This window comes from Aquimarina sp. AWH4_224, from assembly GCF_056160245.1.
The window spans coordinates 551,405-570,699 of sequence record NZ_JBSWWU010000003.1; the positions used below are offsets into that span (position 1 = coordinate 551,405).

Annotated in this window: 22 protein-coding genes; 17 read left to right on the forward strand and 5 right to left on the reverse strand. The window is 36.5% G+C overall.

Annotation, left to right across the window (positions count from 1 at the left end):
- The first annotated feature begins 92 nt into the window (after window positions 1-92).
- The 6 genes from ACXAGJ_RS08590 (at window position 93) to ACXAGJ_RS08615 (ending at window position 3,733) form a co-directional block, all read left to right on the forward strand.
- A complete protein-coding gene (locus ACXAGJ_RS08590; RefSeq protein WP_073316760.1) occupies window positions 93-596 on the forward strand; it encodes a GbsR/MarR family transcriptional regulator in 504 nt (167 codons plus the stop codon).
- A 93-nt stretch (window positions 597-689) separates the two neighbouring features.
- On the forward strand, window positions 690-1,130 hold the full coding sequence (locus tag ACXAGJ_RS08595) for a hypothetical protein (protein ID WP_474838912.1): 441 nt from the start codon (window positions 690-692) through the stop codon (window positions 1,128-1,130).
- 10 nt (window positions 1,131-1,140) lie between these two features.
- Entirely contained in the window at window positions 1,141-2,022 is an 882-nt protein-coding gene (locus tag ACXAGJ_RS08600) for an SAM-dependent methyltransferase (RefSeq protein ID WP_474838914.1), read from the forward strand.
- A gap of 4 nt (window positions 2,023-2,026) precedes the next feature.
- Window positions 2,027-2,506, forward strand: a complete 480-nt coding sequence (locus ACXAGJ_RS08605; protein ID WP_474838915.1) for an SRPBCC family protein — start codon at window positions 2,027-2,029, stop codon at window positions 2,504-2,506.
- 75 nt (window positions 2,507-2,581) lie between these two features.
- Entirely contained in the window at window positions 2,582-3,136 is a 555-nt protein-coding gene (locus ACXAGJ_RS08610; protein WP_473282252.1) for a sigma-70 family RNA polymerase sigma factor, read from the forward strand.
- 336 nt (window positions 3,137-3,472) lie between these two features.
- The gene (locus ACXAGJ_RS08615) at window positions 3,473-3,733 is read left to right on the forward strand and encodes a hypothetical protein (protein WP_473282256.1); all 261 of its coding nucleotides are present in this window, start codon (window positions 3,473-3,475) and stop codon (window positions 3,731-3,733) included.
- On the opposite strand, the gene ACXAGJ_RS08620 is transcribed toward ACXAGJ_RS08615, so the two are convergent.
- A complete protein-coding gene (locus tag ACXAGJ_RS08620) occupies window positions 3,722-4,549 on the reverse strand; it encodes a UbiA prenyltransferase family protein (protein WP_473282258.1) in 828 nt (275 codons plus the stop codon). The genes ACXAGJ_RS08615 and ACXAGJ_RS08620 overlap by 12 nt on opposite strands.
- A 136-nt stretch (window positions 4,550-4,685) precedes the next feature.
- On the opposite strand from ACXAGJ_RS08620, the gene gcvP reads away from it, so the two are divergent.
- The 11 genes from gcvP (at window position 4,686) to ACXAGJ_RS08675 (ending at window position 15,207) form a co-directional block, all read left to right on the forward strand.
- Window positions 4,686-7,538, forward strand: coding sequence for an aminomethyl-transferring glycine dehydrogenase (gcvP, locus tag ACXAGJ_RS08625; protein WP_474838918.1), 2,853 nt, complete (start codon window positions 4,686-4,688; stop codon window positions 7,536-7,538).
- 63 nt (window positions 7,539-7,601) lie between these two features.
- Window positions 7,602-7,967 (forward strand): group III truncated hemoglobin, encoded by a 366-nt coding sequence (locus ACXAGJ_RS08630; protein WP_474838920.1) that lies wholly within the window; start codon window positions 7,602-7,604, stop codon window positions 7,965-7,967.
- Window positions 7,968-8,090: 123 nt separating this feature from the next.
- Complete coding sequence (locus ACXAGJ_RS08635; RefSeq protein ID WP_474838922.1) at window positions 8,091-9,149, forward strand: 3-oxoacyl-ACP synthase III family protein; 1,059 nt, start codon at window positions 8,091-8,093, stop codon at window positions 9,147-9,149.
- A 79-nt stretch (window positions 9,150-9,228) separates the two neighbouring features.
- A complete protein-coding gene (locus ACXAGJ_RS08640) occupies window positions 9,229-9,756 on the forward strand; it encodes a class I SAM-dependent methyltransferase (protein WP_474839007.1) in 528 nt (175 codons plus the stop codon).
- A gap of 14 nt (window positions 9,757-9,770) precedes the next feature.
- On the forward strand, window positions 9,771-10,619 hold the full coding sequence (locus ACXAGJ_RS08645) for a glycosyltransferase family 2 protein (RefSeq protein ID WP_474838924.1): 849 nt from the start codon (window positions 9,771-9,773) through the stop codon (window positions 10,617-10,619).
- An 81-nt stretch (window positions 10,620-10,700) separates the two neighbouring features.
- A complete protein-coding gene (locus ACXAGJ_RS08650) occupies window positions 10,701-11,264 on the forward strand; it encodes a TetR family transcriptional regulator (protein WP_473282268.1) in 564 nt (187 codons plus the stop codon).
- A 59-nt stretch (window positions 11,265-11,323) separates the two neighbouring features.
- Window positions 11,324-12,070, forward strand: coding sequence for an SDR family NAD(P)-dependent oxidoreductase (locus ACXAGJ_RS08655; RefSeq protein WP_474838927.1), 747 nt, complete (start codon window positions 11,324-11,326; stop codon window positions 12,068-12,070).
- 28 nt (window positions 12,071-12,098) lie between these two features.
- Window positions 12,099-12,395, forward strand: coding sequence for a carboxymuconolactone decarboxylase family protein (locus ACXAGJ_RS08660; protein WP_474838929.1), 297 nt, complete (start codon window positions 12,099-12,101; stop codon window positions 12,393-12,395).
- Between the two features lie 74 nt (window positions 12,396-12,469).
- Window positions 12,470-13,522, forward strand: a complete 1,053-nt coding sequence (locus ACXAGJ_RS08665) for a flavin monoamine oxidase family protein (RefSeq protein ID WP_474838931.1) — start codon at window positions 12,470-12,472, stop codon at window positions 13,520-13,522.
- 183 nt (window positions 13,523-13,705) lie between these two features.
- Window positions 13,706-14,443: an MlaE family ABC transporter permease gene (locus ACXAGJ_RS08670; protein ID WP_073316728.1), complete on the forward strand. Its 738-nt coding sequence runs from the start codon at window positions 13,706-13,708 to the stop codon at window positions 14,441-14,443.
- Window positions 14,443-15,207, forward strand: coding sequence for an ABC transporter ATP-binding protein (locus ACXAGJ_RS08675; RefSeq protein ID WP_474838933.1), 765 nt, complete (start codon window positions 14,443-14,445; stop codon window positions 15,205-15,207). The genes ACXAGJ_RS08670 and ACXAGJ_RS08675 overlap by 1 nt, the downstream gene beginning before the upstream one ends.
- 40 nt (window positions 15,208-15,247) lie before the next feature.
- On the opposite strand, the gene ACXAGJ_RS08680 is transcribed toward ACXAGJ_RS08675, so the two are convergent.
- The 4 genes from ACXAGJ_RS08680 to ACXAGJ_RS08695 are packed head-to-tail and all read right to left on the reverse strand — an operon-like array spanning window position 15,248 to window position 19,286.
- Window positions 15,248-16,717 carry a DUF389 domain-containing protein gene (locus tag ACXAGJ_RS08680; protein WP_474838935.1) on the reverse strand — a complete coding sequence of 490 codons (1,470 nt, stop codon included), beginning with the start codon at window positions 16,715-16,717 and terminating at the stop codon, window positions 15,248-15,250.
- Window positions 16,698-17,774: a mannose-1-phosphate guanylyltransferase gene (locus ACXAGJ_RS08685; protein WP_474838937.1), complete on the reverse strand. Its 1,077-nt coding sequence runs from the start codon at window positions 17,772-17,774 to the stop codon at window positions 16,698-16,700. The genes ACXAGJ_RS08680 and ACXAGJ_RS08685 overlap by 20 nt, the downstream gene beginning before the upstream one ends.
- A 3-nt stretch (window positions 17,775-17,777) precedes the next feature.
- On the reverse strand, window positions 17,778-18,374 hold the full coding sequence (locus tag ACXAGJ_RS08690) for a SprT-like domain-containing protein (protein ID WP_474838939.1): 597 nt from the start codon (window positions 18,372-18,374) through the stop codon (window positions 17,778-17,780).
- A 51-nt stretch (window positions 18,375-18,425) separates the two neighbouring features.
- The gene (locus ACXAGJ_RS08695) at window positions 18,426-19,286 is read right to left on the reverse strand and encodes a DUF4349 domain-containing protein (RefSeq protein ID WP_474838941.1); all 861 of its coding nucleotides are present in this window, start codon (window positions 19,284-19,286) and stop codon (window positions 18,426-18,428) included.
- Between the last annotated feature and the right edge of the window lie 9 nt (window positions 19,287-19,295).

Here is a 19,295-nt window from a genome sequence, read left to right on the forward strand (position 1 = left end):
TATTCACCTAGAAAAATTCTTCAAAAAAGGTCTTTACAGCACCAAACTTTCAATGTTTTTTGAAAGTTTGATATTTTTTGTATATTTGTCCTATGAAATACGATGACGCAAAAAGTAAATTTATTTCGACCTGGGGTTCCCTGGGAACCTTATGGGGAATCAATAAAGCCATGGCACAAATCCATGCATTGTTATTAATTTCTCCAGAACCACTTTCTATGGAAGATATCATGGAAGAACTGCATATCTCCAGAGGAAATACTAGTATGAATCTTCGTCAACTGATGGACTGGGGAATCGTTTTTAAGGAAAACAAAATTGGAGAACGCAAAGAGTTCTTCACCTCAGAAAAAGACGTTCAAGAATTAGCACGACAAATTGCTAAGGAAAGAAGCCGAAGAGAGCTACAACCAACTATCAAGATTTTGAATGATGTCTCGAACATAAAGGATGATGGTACGGATAAAACCAAAGAGTTAATCAAACAGACCAAAGCATTACACGAAATGGCAGAGACGCTAGACATTATGATGAACAAGGTGGTGGGCCAAGGAAACAACTGGATTACAAAAGCATTGGTAAAATTGGTTAAATAAAACAATAATGCATTTCAAGTAAAGGAGCATAGGCCTCCTTTTATTTTTCAATATAAGTTTCAATATTTTTTGAAAGTTTTAAATTAACAAAACATGGAAACATATATCCCAAACTGGATTATTATTACCGCTGGAGCTGGTCAAATATTTACAGCATTGATCTACCCATACATCCGCCTTCAGGTGTTTGATTGGTACAACGATGTGAAACAACTAAAACCCCTAAATCAAGAAATCGCAAAGACCTATGGTAGATACATTCAAGGGTTAAACTTTTCTTTTGGATTGATTGCGATACTACTCACGACACATCTTAAAGAACAATCTGTACTTGCAATAGCCTTAACTGGACTTATTGCAGCCTACTGGATAGGAAAAGTAGCTACTCAGGTCGCCTACTACCCTATGTACGACATTCCTCAGAAAACGATCTTTAAAATAGGGAGTTATTTTATGAATTGTCTTTTCGTACTATTCGCCATTGTCAATACACTATTACTTATCCATAATTGCGTTGGGTATTTTAACATCTAAATTCAATATTATGAGCATCATTTCCATTACAGAAAGACGAAGACAAAAACGATCAGCTTCAAAGCAGAACATTACTACTTTTTATAATGAAGCCACCGAAGACTATGAATTTTGGAGTAAAGATTTTAATATGCATTTTGGATATTATATCCCATTCAAAACTAGTCTATTGAAAAGAGATACTATGCTTAATGAGATGAATCGTCAGGTATTCAATCGATTGCAAGTTCCTAAACGCAATTCTTTGGTAGTTGATTTAGGATGTGGTATAGGCGGTACTATGAGGTATGGACTCCGCCAATATCCTTTATTACGTATCATAGGGATCACCTTATCCCCTTTTCAGGTTAGAGAGGGAAACAAGCGATTAGCCAATATGAACGGACTTATTCTAGAAGAAAACTATCATAATACATCTTTCAAAAACAATTCTGTAGATGCTGCTTATGCTATAGAAAGCTTATGTCATTCTGGACATAACTACCTTGCATTAAAAGAAGCTCATCGTATACTAAAACCAGGTGCTAGATTAGTAATAGCAGATGCTTTTCTTAAAAAAGAAGAAACCCAGTTATGTATAGGAAGTAATTATTGCTACAAACAACTATGTCGAGGATGGAGTCTACAAGGATTAGGGAGCATTCAACAAGTACAAAACCGTTTGAAAGAATTGGGATTCTCTAAAATAACAATTAACAACGTCTCCCATCGAGTAGCACCTTCCGTTTTGCATGTGCCGTTTGCTATAACCGGTTTTATGCTAAAAAAGCTTTTCAAAAAACAACCCTTAAAACCACAAAGCATTAAAAATTTAAAAGGCTCTTTGTTTGCCTTACTGTCCGGATTACATTTTAAATCATTTGGATATTATATCATAACTGCAGAAAAGTAAAAAGATGACCAAATTGCAATTTAAAACTTTGATCCATTCGCCCATCAACCAGGTTTTTGATCTATCGAGAAATATTGATTTTCATATGCTTTCTGCAAAACAAACAAATGAAAAAGCTATAGCAGGAAGAACATCTGGATTAATAGAACTGAACGAAACTGTAACTTGGCGAGGGAAGCATTTTGGTTTTCACCTACACCACAAAAGCGTTATTTCTCAATTCAATTATCCATATTCATTTACTGACGAAATGCTGCAGGGAAAGTTCGAATACTTTAAACATCAACATCATTTTAAGGAAGTAGCAAATGGTACTCTCATGACCGACATTGTAGAATATGATGTACCATATGGTCTAGTAGGACGTATTTTCGATTATTTTTTATTAAAAAAACACTTAACTCAATTCCTTAAAAAACGGAATCATTCTCTAAAATTTTATTTAGAAACAAACTGTAAGGTTGAAATAAAAACAACTACTTAATACACATTCTGTAAAGCATATATTAATATTCAACTTTTTATCCTATTTTTGGTGAATACAACAATAGATACGATCATGTCAACAAACACCATAGACCCCACTACATGGGTTGATAAATACAGTGATTATCTGTTTAACTACACCATCGTAAGAGTTGATGACAAGGAAATAGCGCAGGATTTGGTTCAAGAGACTTTTTTTGCAGGCCTGAAATCAATGAAAAACTTCAAAGGTGAAGCTAGTGAGCGCACCTGGCTGATATCGATACTGAAAAGAAAAATTATTGATCATTATAGAAAGATTAATAGTAATAAAGGTAAGGCAGAGGTTAGAATCAACTACACCGGAGATAGTGAAACCGAAGGTGATTGGCTGGAAGAACGTGTTGCTGATCCTTTTGACAAAAATGCAGAAGGTGATATTGAGAATGAAGAATTAGGGATGGCAATCCATAATTGCTTAGGAAAATTACCTGAAAAGCAAGCTTCCATTTTCAAAATGAAAACGATACAAGGTTTCGATACAGAAGCCATTTGTAATGAATTTGATATAACCGCGTCTAACCTGTGGGTAATCATCCATCGTGCTCGTACGGCCATGGCTGAATGCCTTGAAAAAGATTGGTTTTAAGTAAAATGAAAAAGGGAAACAAAATTTTCGTAAGCTGTTCTGATGCAAATCATTTTTGTGACAAAAATCAGTATAAAGAAGCCTCTTTATGGGAAAAAATAAGGCTGAGTTTACATCTTATATATTGTAGAGCTTGTAGAAAGTATTCTGCTAACAATAATAAATTAAGTAAGCTGGTAAAAGACCCTAAAGTAATTAGCATGGAACAAAATGTAAAGAATGCTATGAAAGAACGACTAAAACAAAAAATGAGTGAATAAGATTCTTTCCCCCCAGAAAGAATGTAGATTTTATATAACAAACGCCCCCTAAAATAAAAAAAGAACAAAAATTGTAATGAGCACTTCTACATCAAATAGACTATTTGTATCCTGTGAGGAAGCAAAACATATCTGTGACAAAAATCAGTATGGAGAGGCTTCGTTCATGGAAGTTATCAAACTTAACATACGTTTGATATATTGTAAGGTAACCAGAGCGTATTCAAGAAGGAATACCAAGCTTACCAAAACAATGAAAAAAGCTGAAGTACAAACTATAAGCTCTTCCCAAAAGGAAGAAATGAAAAAACTTCTGGAAAAAGAGTTAAGCAAATAGTTCTTTTAGTATCAGCAAAATAAGTAACCACATTACCGGAACACTTTCTACCCAAAAAGAACAGTAATATTCTGATTGTTTCTTATCGGTCCCCCAAAGAAACAATAAACTGATGGTAGTGACCAAAATGGTACTTAAAATTTCTATCGGAGACAATTCATCTTTAATAGCAGTTAGTAATAAAAACAACACTAATAAGGCGCTCCCGAACACCTTGGTTTTGGTGATTCCAATTTTTTGAGGCACAGTTACTAGCTTCTCATCATCATATTCCAGGTCTCTTATCTCAAAAGGAAGCATCATCACTACGATAAACAAAAAGCGTTGTATCATTTCTATGGACATATCAAAACTTATAGCCTCCTCGGCATAAGTTAGAGGCACCAAAACTGTGATCCCCGCCCAAACGATCGCAATGATAAAAATTTTGATCCCCGCTACACTCCTTAAGTTCTTTTTATTTGGAAAAACCGGAACCGTATAAAGCACTGTCAACAAAATAAAGGGAATCATATACAACAAAGTATCTCTGGAAACATCAAAAGCGAGATATAAAAATACCAAAAGTGATCCCCAGGTAAGTATCTGAATACCCTTCATAGACTTGTTTAATCGTCTATGATACAATTTGGAAACCTTTGAATATTTCACAAAATTGTAGGCTGCTATAGCTCCAAAAAAACTAAAAAGAAGAAAAGCATAGCGTTCTGAAACACCGAGCTTTATAAAGGTAATTTGTACCAAAGCACAAATAGCTAATGCAACATGAATACTACCGTTAATATAAAATTGAAATAGGCTTTTTAAGGTTTTCACACTGTAAATTTAGGGTAATCTGTTAATAACACTCGAAAATGGTTAAAAACTTGGCACGGTCGAGTTAATTAATTGTGAAATTTTTAGCAATTAAATATGTACTTTTGCCGTCTGAATCTCAACTGTTTTTTTAGCTATGAAAACTGACTCATTTAAACTGCGTCATATAGGCCCTTCAGAGAAGGATCTGGACAGCATGTTAAACACTATCAAAGCTGATTCGATGGAACAACTGGTATATGAAACTGTTCCTGATGATATTCTTTTAAAAAATCCATTGAATCTGGATGCTGCGATGAGTGAACAAGAATATTCTGCTCACATACAGAAATTATCCTCAAAAAATAAAGTTTTTAAATCCTATATCGGTTTAGGATATCACGAAGCTTGTTTACCAGCTGTTATTCAGCGTAATATTCTCGAAAATCCGGGATGGTATACCGCTTATACTCCTTATCAGGCCGAAATCGCACAAGGAAGATTAGAAGCATTATTGAATTACCAAACCATGATCTGTGATCTTACAGGTATGGAATTGGCCAATGCATCTTTGCTGGATGAGAGTACAGCGGCAGCAGAATCAATGACAATGCTTTTTGCGGTACGTTCTAGAGCCCAGAAAAAAAATGGAACCAACAAGTTTTTTGTTTCCGAAGAAATTCTACCTCAGACACTTTCTTTATTAAAAACCCGTGCAATTCCATTAGGTATTGAGTTGGTAATAGGTGATCACCAGCAATTTGATTTCTCTGAAGATTTTTACGGTGCTATTCTACAATATCCTGGTAAATCAGGACAGGTATATGATTATGCCGGTTTTATAGAAAAAGCACATCAATCTGAAATAAAAGTAGCTGTTGCAGCTGATATTCTAAGTTTGGTAATGCTAAAATCTCCTGGAAGTATCGGTGCAGATGTGGTAGTAGGAACTACACAACGTTTCGGTATTCCTTTAGGATACGGAGGACCACACGCAGCATACTTTGCTACAAAAGAAGAATTTAAAAGAAATATCCCTGGACGTATTATCGGAGTCACTCAAGATACTGATGGCAACCGAGCGCTAAGAATGGCGTTGCAAACCAGAGAACAACATATCAAACGGGACAAAGCTACATCTAATATTTGTACTGCCCAGGTACTCCTGGCTGTTATGGCAGGTATGTATGCGGTTTACCATGGTCCGGAAGGATTAACATATATTGCAAACAAAGTAAACACTCTAACTACTCAATTGAGTGTTGCAGTAGAAAAATTAGGGTATCAACAGCTTAATACTGCCTATTTTGATACTATCCGTATTGCTGCTGATGCAAAAGAAATTCAGCAAATCGCCGTGGAGCATGAAGTAAACTTTTATTATCCTGATGCGAATACGGTTTCAATTTCAATCAACGAAGCTACCACAGTAAAAGATATTAATACCATCATTGCCATCTTTGCCAAAGCAAAAGGCACAGCAACGATTGCTATTGATGAGCATGTTACAACTGGTTTTGATGTAACTGTCAAGAGAGATACTGAGTTTTTGACTAATGAAGTATTTAATACGTACCACTCTGAAACGGAGTTGATGCGTTATATCAAAAAGTTAGAGCGTAAAGACCTTTCTTTGAATCATTCTATGATTCCTCTAGGTTCTTGTACAATGAAACTTAACGCTGCTTCAGAAATGTTGCCGTTAAGCAATCCGCAATGGGGGAACATTCACCCATTTGCTCCGTTGAATCAGGCAGAAGGTTATCAGATCGTTCTTAAAAAGCTGGAAGATCAACTTAATGAGATTACAGGTTTTGCTGCCACTTCATTGCAGCCTAACTCTGGCGCTCAAGGAGAGTTTGCCGGTCTAATGGTGATAAGAGCCTATCACGAATCTCGTAACGATCATCACAGAAACATTTGTTTGATTCCTTCATCAGCTCATGGAACAAACCCTGCTTCTGCTGTAATGGCGGGAATGAAAGTAGTGGTTACCAAAGCTACCGAAGAAGGAAACATCGATGTTGATGATTTGAGAGAAAAAGCGCTTCAGCATAAGGATAACTTAGCTGCACTTATGGTTACGTATCCTTCTACTCATGGAGTATACGAATCGGCAATAAAAGAAATTACCAAAATCATTCATGATAATGGTGGACAAGTATATATGGATGGAGCCAATATGAATGCACAGGTAGGACTCACCAATCCTGGAGCTATTGGAGCCGATGTTTGTCACCTTAATTTACATAAAACATTTGCTATTCCACATGGAGGAGGTGGCCCTGGAGTGGGTCCAATTTGCGTTGCAAAACAATTGGCACCATTCCTTCCTAGTAATCCTATCATACCAACGGGAGGAGAAGAAGCAATAACGGCTATATCTAGTGCCCCTTGGGGTTCTGCATTGGCTTGTTTGATTTCTTACGGATATATTACTATGCTTGGAGCCAAAGGATTAAAAGAAGCTACCGAGTATGCTATTCTTAATGCCAACTATATTAAAGAACGTTTAGACGGACATTATGATGTGTTATACACTGGTGAGCGAGGAAGAGCTGCACACGAAATGATTGTGGACTGTAGACCTTTTAAAGCAAATGGAATAGAAGTTACCGATATTGCAAAACGATTAATGGATTATGGATTTCATGCACCTACGGTATCCTTCCCTGTAGCTGGAACGATAATGATCGAGCCTACAGAAAGTGAAAGTAAAGCAGAACTAGATCGTTTCTGTGACGCTATGATATCTATACGTCAAGAGATCGCTGAAGCCAGCAAAGACAATCCTAACAATGTGATGAAAAATGCGCCTCATACTATGAGAATGCTTACTTCAGATCAATGGGATTTCCCGTATAGCAGAGAGCAAGCGGCTTATCCCCTATCTTATGTTGCGGATAATAAATTCTGGCCAACGGTACGAAGAGTAGATGATGCATACGGAGATCGCAACCTTATTTGTACTTGTACTCCTATCGAAGAATATATGGAAGCAGAAGCTTAATTAAAAGTTTAGATAGTAAAAAGAGGCAACAAAAAGTTGCCTCTTTTTTTTAATACCAACATAATGAGAGATATTTCTTCAAGACAAGATATTGAGCATATAATGCAAACTTTCTATACCGAAGCACTTGTTGACCCTATAATCGGGGATTTCTTTACCAAAATAGCCCGTCTACATCTTGAAGAACATTTACCAGAAATTACTGACTTTTGGGAACAACAGTTATTTAGAAAAGGGCGCTATCAAAAAAATGTATTACAAATCCATTTAGATCTTAATGGCAAAAAGAAGTTTGAAGAAATTCATTTTCAAACCTGGCTTGCTTTATTCAATAAAGCTATTGATCAAAACTTCGAAGGAGACCTTGCCAATCTGATGAAAACAAGAGCACTTTCTATCGCTACTGTGATGCGTATAAAAATGCAGTAAAAAGCAAATTATCAGGGGTTTTCATGCAAAAACCTAAGGTTGGGCATCGTAATTTTTATTATGCATGCATAGCAAAAAAGATTGTATTACCTATCTTATGTATTCAATAGGAAAAGGAATACAATGAACATTAAGATAACCGGCACAGGAAGCTACATACCAGCACTAATAGAGCAAAACGAGGATTTTTTAAGTCATCAGTTTTTGAACGCAGATGGTACCGAAATACATCATCCAACTTCAGTAGTCATTGAAAAATTCAAAAAAATCACTGGTATTGAAGAGCGTAGATATGCTTCTCAAGAACAAAATACCTCTGATCTGGCCTTTCTATCCGCAAAAGCAGCCATAAAAGACTCAGAAGTTGACCCTGAAACTTTGGACTATATCATTGTAGCACACAACTTTGGCGATGTAGACAAAAATACTTCGCAAGCCGATACAGTTCCTAGTCTAGCCGCAAGAGTTAAACACAAATTGCAAATCAAAAACCCATATTGTGTCGCCTATGATTTGTTGTTTGGTTGTCCCGGTTGGATAGAAGGGGTGATACAAGCGCAATCGTTTATCAAAAGTAAAATGGCTAAAAAATGCCTCATCATTGGGGCAGAGACTTTATCCCGAGTGATCGATGCACATGATCGGGATTCTATGATTTATTCTGATGGTGCCGGAGCTTCAATAATTGAGGTTTCTGAAGATAAAGGAGGTATCATTTCTTCGATAAGCGCATCCTACACCTTGGAAGAAGCCAACTTCTTATTTTTCGGAAAAACCTATAATCAAAATACTACCGACTCCAACAAATACATCAAAATGTACGGTAGAAAGATCTATGAATTTGCCCTAAATCATGTTCCAAAAGCAATGAAAGCTTGTTTAGATAAAACGGATGTTGGTATTGGTGATATCAAAAAAATACTTATCCATCAAGCTAATGAAAAAATGGATGAAGCCATTGTAAAACGGTTTTATGAGCTTTATGGAAAAGAAGTTCCTGAAAACGTGATGCCGATGAGCATACAAAAACTTGGTAATAGTAGTGTAGCCACTATTCCTACCCTCTATGATCTTATCCTAAACCATAAAATTGACGATCAAACCATTAATAAAGGTGATTATTTACTATTTGCCAGTGTTGGTGCCGGAATGAACATCAATGCCTTTCTATATCAGCATTAGATATTCATAAAAATATAAGAACAAGTGCAGCTAATCTTAGTAATTGTCTATTTTTACAGGCAATAATGCACTTATTACTATGTACGAAGGAACTTTTCCTCATAAACGCTATCAAAAAACGCTAGAATTCTTACGGAGTCACACCCCTGCCCCTTCCAACATTCTGGATCTTGGGGTACGAAACCCTTTTGTAGAATTCATGGAAAAAGAAGGATACACGGTCGCAAATACCACAGGCGAAGATCTGGATCTTGATACAACAGCTGTTATAAATGAGGGTTTTGATATGGTTACGGCTTTTGAAATTTTTGAACATCTAATAGCACCTTTCAATGTGCTTCGAGATATAAAGGCTAACAAATTAGTTGCTTCTATTCCATTAAAACTGTGGTTCTCTCCGGCATACCGCAGTAAGACTGATCCCTGGGACAGACACTATCACGAATTCGAAGACTGGCAATTTGATTGGTTATTAGAAAAGGCGGGGTGGAAAATCATTGCAAGAGAAAAATGGACACATCCGGTAAAAAAAATAGGATTCAGACCTTTGTTACGACTTTTTACTCCACGCTATTATATGGTTTATGCAGAAAGGATAACAGATTAAAAAATCAATAAAATTTGAAGGTTTATATCGTCATACCTGCTCATAACGAAGAACGCTTTATCGCCAAAACTTTGGATTCTTTGGTTTCGCAAACGCTACTACCTCAGAAGATCGTTGTGGTTAATGACAATTCTAATGACAATACCGAAGCTATCGTTACTGGTTATTCCGAGCAATATAACTTCATAACACAGATAAAAACTTCGGCTTCAGAACTTCATTTACCAGGTAGCAAAGTCATCAATGCTTTTTACAACGGATATGAAACATTAGATCAGGACTACGATATCATCTGTAAGTTTGATGCCGATTTGATTTTTCCCAACAATTATATAGAAAAAATGGTTTCTCATTTCGAATCCAATTCTAGAATTGGTATGGTGGGAGGTTTTTGTTTTATCCAGAAAAACGAAGAATGGGTGCTAGAGAATTTAACCAACAAAGATCATATCCGTGGGGCGCTTAAAGCGTATAGAAAAGATTGTTTTGCAGATATTGACGGATTAAAGACAGCAATGGGTTGGGACACCATAGACGAACTTCTAGCACAATATCATCATTGGGAGATCAAAACTGATGAACACTTAGCAGTGAAACATCTGAAACCGACTGGAAACACCTACAATCCCAAAGCAAAATACAAACAAGGAGAAGCTTTTTACAGAATGCGTTATGGGTTTTGGATTACCCTAATTGCCTCAATAAAGTTAGCATTGCTCAAAAAACGACCTATTCTTATCAAAGATTATATCACGGGCTTTTTTAAAGCCAAAAAAGAAAAGAAAACTTATCTTATATCTGCCAATGAAGGTAAGTTTGTCCGTGCATTACGATGGAAAAAAATTAGAAAAAAACTACTCTAACCCTTCTTCTCTTGAACCTCGTAAATGTTAAAATTAAACAAAAACAGACAGACTTGTCTGTTTTTTATCTATGTTTGTACCATGAAACATTCATTAATTAGGCAACATATCATTGAAACCGCATCTAATCTGTTTTATCGTAACGGATATAATCTAACCGGAATCAATGAAATTATCAAAGAAGCAGGCATTGCCAAAGCTACTTTGTACAATCATTTTGCTTCAAAAGAAGATATTTGCCTTGCCTATCTTCAATATAAGAACAGCACCTTTACCAAAGACATCAAAGATTTTGTAAATCAAGCTGAAGAAGGTAAGGATCAACTATATGCATTGTTTGGGTTTTTACAGAAATTCTTTGATCAGAAGGATTTTAATGGATGTTGGTGCTTAAATACCATTGCAGAACTCCCACATGGAAGCGAAAGAGTGCAACAGGAAATTCAGAAACAAAAAGAAGAATTTATCCAATTTATTAAGGCTTTAATCAATAAAAATTTGAGCCAAGCTACTGATCAAGAAGAAGAACTATTAGCGAGAAAGATTTATTTATTGTACGAAAGTGCAATTTCAGAAAGTAAACTACATCAAAGCAAATGGCCTATCGAGACGGGCCTGTCACTTTGCAGAAGTTTAGTAGCATAATTTTTTTTATCAAAAAAAGACAGACTTGTCTGTTCAATATTAACTTAAAACTATAAAACATGAACACATTTAGTAACAAAGTTGCCTTAGTCATAGGAGGAACTAGCGGAATCGGTAAAGCTACCGTACAAAATCTAATTAACGAAGGTGCAACGGTGCACGTAGTAGGAAGAAATACTGCAAAAATAGAAGACGCGGCCAACGTTATCAAACACAAGGTAGATATAACTAGTCAGGACAGTGTAAACGCCTTAATCAACAAAATTGAAAGTCTTGATCGTTTGGATCATCTGGTAAATGCTTCAGGAATCTTTGGACCGAAGTCATTTTTGGATCACACGGTAGCCGATTACGATTCGTATCAGGATCTTAACAGAGGGTTTTTCTTTATTACCCAAGCTGCTGCCAAGAAGATGAAAGAAAATCAGTACGGGTCCATTGTAAATGTAGGTTCTATGTGGGCTAAACAAGCGGTTAAGGCCACTCCGTCCTCTGCGTACTCCATGCAAAAAGCAGGTTTACATTCGCTTACGCAACACCTAGCGATGGAACTTGCTGATGAAGGTATACGAGTAAATGCGGTTTCTCCTGCGGTGGTAGAGACTCCTGTATACGATAGCGTGTTCGGAAGTGCCGAAGAAGCGAAAAAAGCATTGGTAGGTTTCAACAATTTCCACCCGATCGGAAGAAACGGAACCCCACAAGATATCGCGGATAGTATCACCTTTTTACTTTCTGACAAGGCATCTTGGGTAACTGGTGCTATTTGGGATACTGATGGAGGAGTAATAGCTGGTAGAAACTAATCTAAATTCGAATTACGCTATGTATGACATGAATAACCTAAAGCAATTAGGTCAACTTGGTAAAAATGCCGAAAAGGCAATGAAAGCATTTCAGGCTTTTGATAGTATTGCATTAGAAGAAGGTGCTATTCCGGTAAAATATAAAGAGCTAATGGCAGTTGCTGTAGCGTTAACCACACAATGTCCTTATTGTCTGGAAATCCATAAAAACAACGCCATAAAACATGGTGCAACTCAAGAAGAGTTGGCTGAAACTACATTTATTGCAGCTGCACTTAGAGCAGGTGCTGCAGTGGTCCATGGTACACATTTAATGGAAAAATAAAGCCAACTTTTATGCTAAAATAAAGAGTAAAGCTATACCACAGCTTTACTCTTTATTTTTAATTTTGAAATGCAATGAGAACAGACGTTACGATTATTGGGGCAGGGTTAACTGGGCTATTACTAGCATATAGACTGCAACAACACGGTATATCATTTACCGTTGTAGAAGCTCGAGATCGACTAGGAGGTCGAATACACACCACTTATACTCCCGATCATACTCCAATAGAAATGGGTGCCACCTGGTTAGGAACACAACATACCACTTTATTCAAACTACTACAGGAATTAAAAATTCCTGTTTTTGAGCAATCAATGGGAGGCATCACACTTTTTGAATCCTTATCTACTTCACCACCTCAACGCATTCAAATACCCGAAAACCAACCATCAAGTTATAGAATACAAGGAGGAACCAGTACATTGACACACCAACTGGCCAATACCATACCTGCAAACCACATAGCATTAGGTTGTAAAGTCAACGAAATTAGCTATGATGGGATCAATAGATGTATTGTAAAGACCGAAAACCAACAATTTACATCCAATAAAGTAGTATCTACCATTCCTCCAATGTTATTGATGAATACGGTAAAATTTACTCCCAACTTACCTAAAAACATAATCACTCTTGCCAACCAAACACACACATGGATGCGTGACTCCATAAAGGTAGGACTTTCTTTTTCTAAACCTTTTTGGAAAGAACATCAATATTCTGGTGCTGTTTTTAGTAATGTGGGACCGGTAACAGAATTGTATGATCATTCTAATTACGAAAACAACAAATACGCCCTAAAAGGTTTTATCAAAAATGAAATGCATCTCGACACTGCTAAAGAAAGACAAACCAAAGTTCTAAATCAGCTTCAAAAGATGTTTGGCAATGACATTCTTTCTTACACTTCATATCATGAAACCCTCTGGAGAAATGAAGCTTTCACCACGTTTGATGCAAATCAGTTTATTTTCCCACATCAAAACAACGGAAACCCAGCCTATCAAAATGGATTTTATGACAATAACTTCTACATCGCAGGATCAGAAACCTCTCCCCAGTTTGGAGGATATATGGAAGGAGCAGTAAGAAGCGCACAAAACACACTTCGACAACTTCTATAATTCCTTTTTTATCTAGACCGAAACCGACAATAACAAAAAAGTGAGCTACCTAAAGTTCGTCTATTCATTACCTCATGCAATTTGGACCGCAAATTTACGGTGGATATAAAAGCAAAACTTTAATGAAAGGTTAAATGCTAAGGATATTTTTTTTTCTATTTTAGCTTTTCTAATTGGGAATATATGTTTTATCTAGACGATATTGGTCGTTATTTTTTAATGTTAAAAGGAGTTTTTAGTCGCATGACTAAAGGTTCTGTTTTACGAAATTTAATATTTAAAGAAATAGACGACTTAATTATAGGATCCTTGGGTATAACAGTATTCCTTGCTTTCTTTATTGGTGCGGTAGTTGCTATCCAAACGGCACTTAACCTTACCAATCCTTTGATCCCCAAAAAACTGATCGCTTTTGCTTCTCGACAATCGGTGATTTTGGAGTTTGCACCTACTTTTATTTCGGTTATCATGGCAGGTAAAGTAGGGTCTTTTATTACTTCAAGTATTGGAACTATGCGGGTAACCGAACAAATTGATGCACTCGAAGTAATGGGTATCAATTCCTTAAACTACCTGGTATTTCCAAAAATCATAGCTATGCTCACCTATCCTTTTGTAATCGCTATTGCAATGTTTATCGGTATTGTTGGGGCTTATGTAGCCGGAGTATATGGAGGGTTTATATCGAGTACTGATTTTCTGATTGGATTACGAGAAGAGTTTATGCCGTTTCACCTTACCTATGCGTTTATAAAAACCTTTTTCTTTGCTTTTCTATTAGCTACCATTCCATCGTTTCATGGATATTATATGAAAGGAGGAGCATTGGAAGTTGGTAAAGCCAGCACTACAGCTTTTGTATGGACTACTGTGGTTATCATTATCTCTAATTATTTAATCACTCAATTATTACTTAGCTAATGATAGAAGTAAAAGGTTTACATAAAGGATTTAACGGAGAAGAGATTTTGAAAGGAATCACAACTACTTTTGATCGTGGAAAAACAAATTTGATCATTGGGCAAAGTGGTAGTGGTAAAACGGTTTTCCTGAAATGTTTATTAGGACTATTTACTCCAGAAAAAGGAACTATCTGTTATGACGGAGCAACGTATTCTGATTTGAACGAACAAGAACAAAGGGACCTTAGAGAACAAATGGGGATGGTATTTCAAGGGAGTGCATTATTTGATTCTATGACAGTAGAAGAGAATGTTATGTTCCCTCTTATGATGTTTACAAAACAGAGTAAAGAGGAAATGTTACACCGAGTACATGAAGTACTTCAGCGTGTTAATCTTGAAAACGCAGAGAAAAAGTTACCTTCTGAAATTAGTGGAGGAATGCAAAAGCGTGTTGCTATTGCCAGAGCAGTAGTAACCCAACCTAAATACTTATTTTGTGACGAACCCAACTCTGGTTTAGATCCAAGAACTGCTATCGTAATTGACAATCTAATAAAAGAACTCACTGAAGAGAATGATATCACTACGGTAATCAACACACATGATATGAATTCTGTGATGGAGATCGGTGAAAAAATCGTTTTTCTCCAGAAAGGACACCTGGAATGGGAAGGTGACAAAACCCAAATTTTTAAAACCGACAACCAAGCCGTTACCGATTTTGTGTACTCTTCCAACCTTTTCAAAAAGGTGAGAGATGCACAACTAAAAGGTTTGTAGTATCCTACACAATCCTAAAAGAGTTTTTGGCCATATCGTATTATTCGAGATATAAGGTATCTGCTTTCAATTCTCTGGTAATCCATTCTCTTAATCTTTGATTTCTGTCGACCTCAAGACTATCAGACACTTTAAACTTCCATCTTGGGAAGATGACCTGCACGGTATCCATACGCAAGAAATTTGATTTCAACATCTCTGCATATCCCAGCGTTTCCAAATCCGGAAAACGAATTTTGGCATCTTTAGAAATATTAAAATAAGGTAGTACCTCTACTGGAACCTCCTTATTTGCTTCTCTCAGGCTAGTTTCCAGACCGGCCATTTGTATTTTAAGATCTTCGATCTCATCCAACAACTTATCATTCTCCTTTTGCATGCGATCTAGCTCTACAATTGCGCGGTCATAGGCTTTTGATACCTGATCCAATCCACGGGCTTTATTCCCATTAATGGTCAGCTCAAAATCTGAAATATGCTTGTAATTTTTAATTTCATTTTTCAAATCACTCATCACTGCTTCTGGCATTTCTCCATCAAAATATAGTTTAATGGTTCTTTCGTTGTAATTATAGAAGTCCTTACGCAAGTATAAATTTTCATTCGCATTCACCTCATCTTCTATAAAATGAGAATAATCGCGTTCTGCATTACTTTCTTTTAACGTTACATAAAATGTATAACTTGCTGGGATCATCGCCAATATAGCCAATAATGACGCTAATTGTGCAGTACGCTTTCGCTTTGCAGAATTTGCATACCGTATCATCGGGAAACGCAATAGCTTGGCAACGATAAAGGTAGATAATGCAATAAATATAGCATTGATACTGAATAGATATAATGCTCCCAAAAAGAAGTTGGGTTCCCAAACAGCAATCCCATATCCCACAGTACATAATGGCGGCATTAATGCGGTAGCAATTGCTACTCCCGCTATAGCATTAGGCATGGTTCCTTTCTTTGATTTTGCGACTATTAATGCCAATCCACCAGATACTGCTACCAATACATCCAAAATGGTTGGCGCTGTTCTCGATTCTAACTCTGGTGTGAGTTCGGTAAGTGGAGAGAGCCAAAAATATAAGGTAGCTGCTGCAACACTTAATCCAACCATCACTCCAAGATTGATTAGAGATCTTCTTAAAGTATCGATATCATTAATAGCAATAGATAATCCAACCCCAACGATCGGACCCATTAACGGAGAGATTAACATGGCTCCTATTACTACTGCAGTCGAACTTACATTAAGCCCAATAGATGCCACAAAGACCGAAAATATAAGAATCCAAGCCGTATGCCCTTTGAAAGGAATATCATTCTTAACATCCTCTATAGTTTGATCCTTATCTGTTTCAGACCTTATGTCCAGTAACTCTCGAAGAAATGTTTTTATGCTTGTAAACAGACCTTTGGCATCTCTTTTTACAGACTCGGTCATTTCTTCTTGATTAGATACTGGCGGTTTGGTATTCTCTTCCATTGTATTACGTATATTTTTCTCCAAAGGTATCTTTTACTTCTGTACGTACCTCCTTTATATGTTGTTCCTTTTTCTTGGGATAAATTAGCAGCACCTCTTCTTTATCTACAATGATATAATCTGTCAATCCATCTACAACTACAATTTTATCCTTCGTAGTTCTTATCATATTCCCCGATGCATCCTGAGTCAGGACTCTTGCATTAACCACTGCGTTTTTTTCATTGGTTTTATCCAATTTATCGTATAATGACCCCCATGTTCCTAAATCATTCCAATCAAAACTAGCAGGAAGAACAAATACATTTTTTGCTTTTTCCAAAATAGCATAGTCTATAGAAATATTTTCTGCCAATGCATAATGGGTTGCAATAAATGCTTTTTCTTGTTCGGTATTGTAGACATCCTCTCCTTTCTTGAACAATGTAGTCATTTCTTCCTGAAATTGAGCAAACGCATTAACAATGCTACTTACACTCCAGATAAAAATTCCAGCATTCCAAAGATAGTTTCCTTCGTTCAAAAAAGTCTTTGCCGTTTCGTAGTCGGGTTTTTCGGTAAACTGCTCTACCTTCTTGATTGCACTATCTTCTTTATGATATTTGATATACCCATACCCTGTATTCGGAAATGTAGGTTGGATTCCCAAGGTCATCAACATTTCTTTGGCACTACAGGCTTTGAAACTTTGTTGCAAGTCAGCGATAAAAGCATCTTCATCCTCGATCCAATGATCACTTGGTGCTACAACCATAACGCCATCAGGATTCTCCTTTTGAATTTTGAGTGCTGCATAAAGAATACAAGGCGCTGTATTTCTCATTGCTGGTTCTGTGACCACCTGCTTTGGTGTAACCGATGGCAACTGTTCTAATACCAAATCGTTATACAACTCATTGGTTAAAATGTAAATATTCTCTACGGGTACAATCTTGGCCAAACGAGAAAATGTTTTTTGTATCAAGGTTTCTCCCGTACCCAACATGTCATGAAATTGCTTTGGAAAACTAGTTGTGCTAACGGGCCAAAAACGAGACCCTACTCCACCGGCCATCAATATGGCATAATAATTTTTGTTCATAAGTTAATGTAACAGTTCTACTTCTGCATTGGGGTTAAATAGGTATACTCTACCTGTTGCAATTTCGACGCACTCATATCGTTTTACCTTTTTATTTCCTTTTCTGAAAATTTTTCCATTGTATAATCTAAAGGTACTTCCGAAAGGTAATTCAAATATATAACTTTTATCATTGTCTGGATCATATTGCTTTAAGGCTAACGACAATTTTTCGTCTGTATCACTACTAGCCCGGGGATTTTTGAAATGATTAGCAATAACCGGCAATAATTTTGATGGAAAAACTTCTGGATTTATATAGGGCAACATTAATTGCTGAAAAACTCTTTTCCACTCTATCCCATGAGGCTTGATAAAACGGCCATACTTTTCAAAAGCAACCAGGTGGGCGATTTCATGAATAAGCGTAATTAAAAATCGATACTTATTGAGTGAAGCATTTACTGTAATCTGATGTCTCCCATCTGAGGTTCTGCGATAATCCCCATGACGAGTCACTCTTTCATTAACGATCTTAAGGTGCACATTACAGGTAACAATCAAATCAAAGGCTTGATCAATAGCTCTTTCAGGAATATATCGCGCTAAAATCTCTTTCACGAGTGAAAAATACAAAATTAAGCGCATCACAAAGATACGCTTGTATTAATTTTATTTTCTTATCCATTTGAAATACACCAGAACCAATACCGCCAAAAATACAATAGGCCAAATATAAAAGAGCATCAACGTGGCATTTTGAATAATCGACCAACCAAAAGAGAACCCTTCTTTTGCCCTACTTACAAAACTAGGTTCGTATACTGTAGGCTCAGGTTTAGGAACAACAACCTCATACAAATCTATCTGTATCGTACTAAAAGAAACCTTATTGCTTAAATACTGTATTCGTCCCTGAGCTGCTTTTATTTCTTCCTGAATATCTTTTATTTTATCCTCAGCCTTCAAAATATCTTCGACCGTTTTGGCTTTTGACCTCAAAACAGCTTCGTAACGTTCCTTTACTTCTAGTCTTGTTTTCAATCTACTGGACACATCCATATACTCCTCGGTTACATCTACTGTAGAAACATTCTTATGATCTACAAATTCAGCCCACTTACAAACACTATCCAAAACCACATCAAATTTATCTTTTGGTACGCGAATCACAAATCTGTTTTCTTTGGAATAATTGGTGTGCGTAAATCTTTCGTCGGCGACATACCCTTGATGCAATGTCACAAAGGCTTTTGCTCTTTTTGTAACCTCTTCAACACTTTTTACTTTAAGACGACAATTTGCATTCTTGATAATTTTTGTCTCAAAGGAGTGATCATCAACCTTCTTTTTTTGTACTCCTTGCCTATCTTCTTCTTGGATTTCGTAACTGTTAAACTCCAATGTTTCTCCCGTGGGTTCAAGAGCAATTGATTCTGAATGCATATCCAGATTACTTTTTTCTTGGCTACATGAAAGATGAAAGAACACAAAACTCACCAACAACACTTTTCCTAATTTTAACGTATTCATTGTTATATT

Coding starts and splice junctions, on each gene's coding strand:
- ACXAGJ_RS08660 (WP_474838929.1), top strand. CDS start 12,099: ATGAATAACCTAAAGCAATTAGGTCAACTTGGTAAAAATGCCGAAAAG.
- ACXAGJ_RS08665 (WP_474838931.1), top strand. CDS start 12,470: ATGAGAACAGACGTTACGATTATTGGGGCAGGGTTAACTGGGCTATTA.
- ACXAGJ_RS08590 (WP_073316760.1), top strand. CDS start 93: ATGAAATACGATGACGCAAAAAGTAAATTTATTTCGACCTGGGGTTCC.
- ACXAGJ_RS08630 (WP_474838920.1), top strand. CDS start 7,602: ATGAGAGATATTTCTTCAAGACAAGATATTGAGCATATAATGCAAACT.
- ACXAGJ_RS08640 (WP_474839007.1), top strand. CDS start 9,229: ATGTACGAAGGAACTTTTCCTCATAAACGCTATCAAAAAACGCTAGAA.
- ACXAGJ_RS08615 (WP_473282256.1), top strand. CDS start 3,473: ATGAGCACTTCTACATCAAATAGACTATTTGTATCCTGTGAGGAAGCA.
- ACXAGJ_RS08595 (WP_474838912.1), top strand. CDS start 690: ATGGAAACATATATCCCAAACTGGATTATTATTACCGCTGGAGCTGGT.
- ACXAGJ_RS08670 (WP_073316728.1), top strand. CDS start 13,706: ATGTTTTATCTAGACGATATTGGTCGTTATTTTTTAATGTTAAAAGGA.
- ACXAGJ_RS08695 (WP_474838941.1), bottom strand. CDS start 19,286: ATGAATACGTTAAAATTAGGAAAAGTGTTGTTGGTGAGTTTTGTGTTC.
- ACXAGJ_RS08675 (WP_474838933.1), top strand. CDS start 14,443: ATGATAGAAGTAAAAGGTTTACATAAAGGATTTAACGGAGAAGAGATT.
- ACXAGJ_RS08635 (WP_474838922.1), top strand. CDS start 8,091: ATGAACATTAAGATAACCGGCACAGGAAGCTACATACCAGCACTAATA.
- ACXAGJ_RS08610 (WP_473282252.1), top strand. CDS start 2,582: ATGTCAACAAACACCATAGACCCCACTACATGGGTTGATAAATACAGT.
- ACXAGJ_RS08600 (WP_474838914.1), top strand. CDS start 1,141: ATGAGCATCATTTCCATTACAGAAAGACGAAGACAAAAACGATCAGCT.
- ACXAGJ_RS08650 (WP_473282268.1), top strand. CDS start 10,701: ATGAAACATTCATTAATTAGGCAACATATCATTGAAACCGCATCTAAT.
- gcvP (WP_474838918.1), top strand. CDS start 4,686: ATGAAAACTGACTCATTTAAACTGCGTCATATAGGCCCTTCAGAGAAG.
- ACXAGJ_RS08655 (WP_474838927.1), top strand. CDS start 11,324: ATGAACACATTTAGTAACAAAGTTGCCTTAGTCATAGGAGGAACTAGC.
- ACXAGJ_RS08685 (WP_474838937.1), bottom strand. CDS start 17,774: ATGAACAAAAATTATTATGCCATATTGATGGCCGGTGGAGTAGGGTCT.
- ACXAGJ_RS08605 (WP_474838915.1), top strand. CDS start 2,027: ATGACCAAATTGCAATTTAAAACTTTGATCCATTCGCCCATCAACCAG.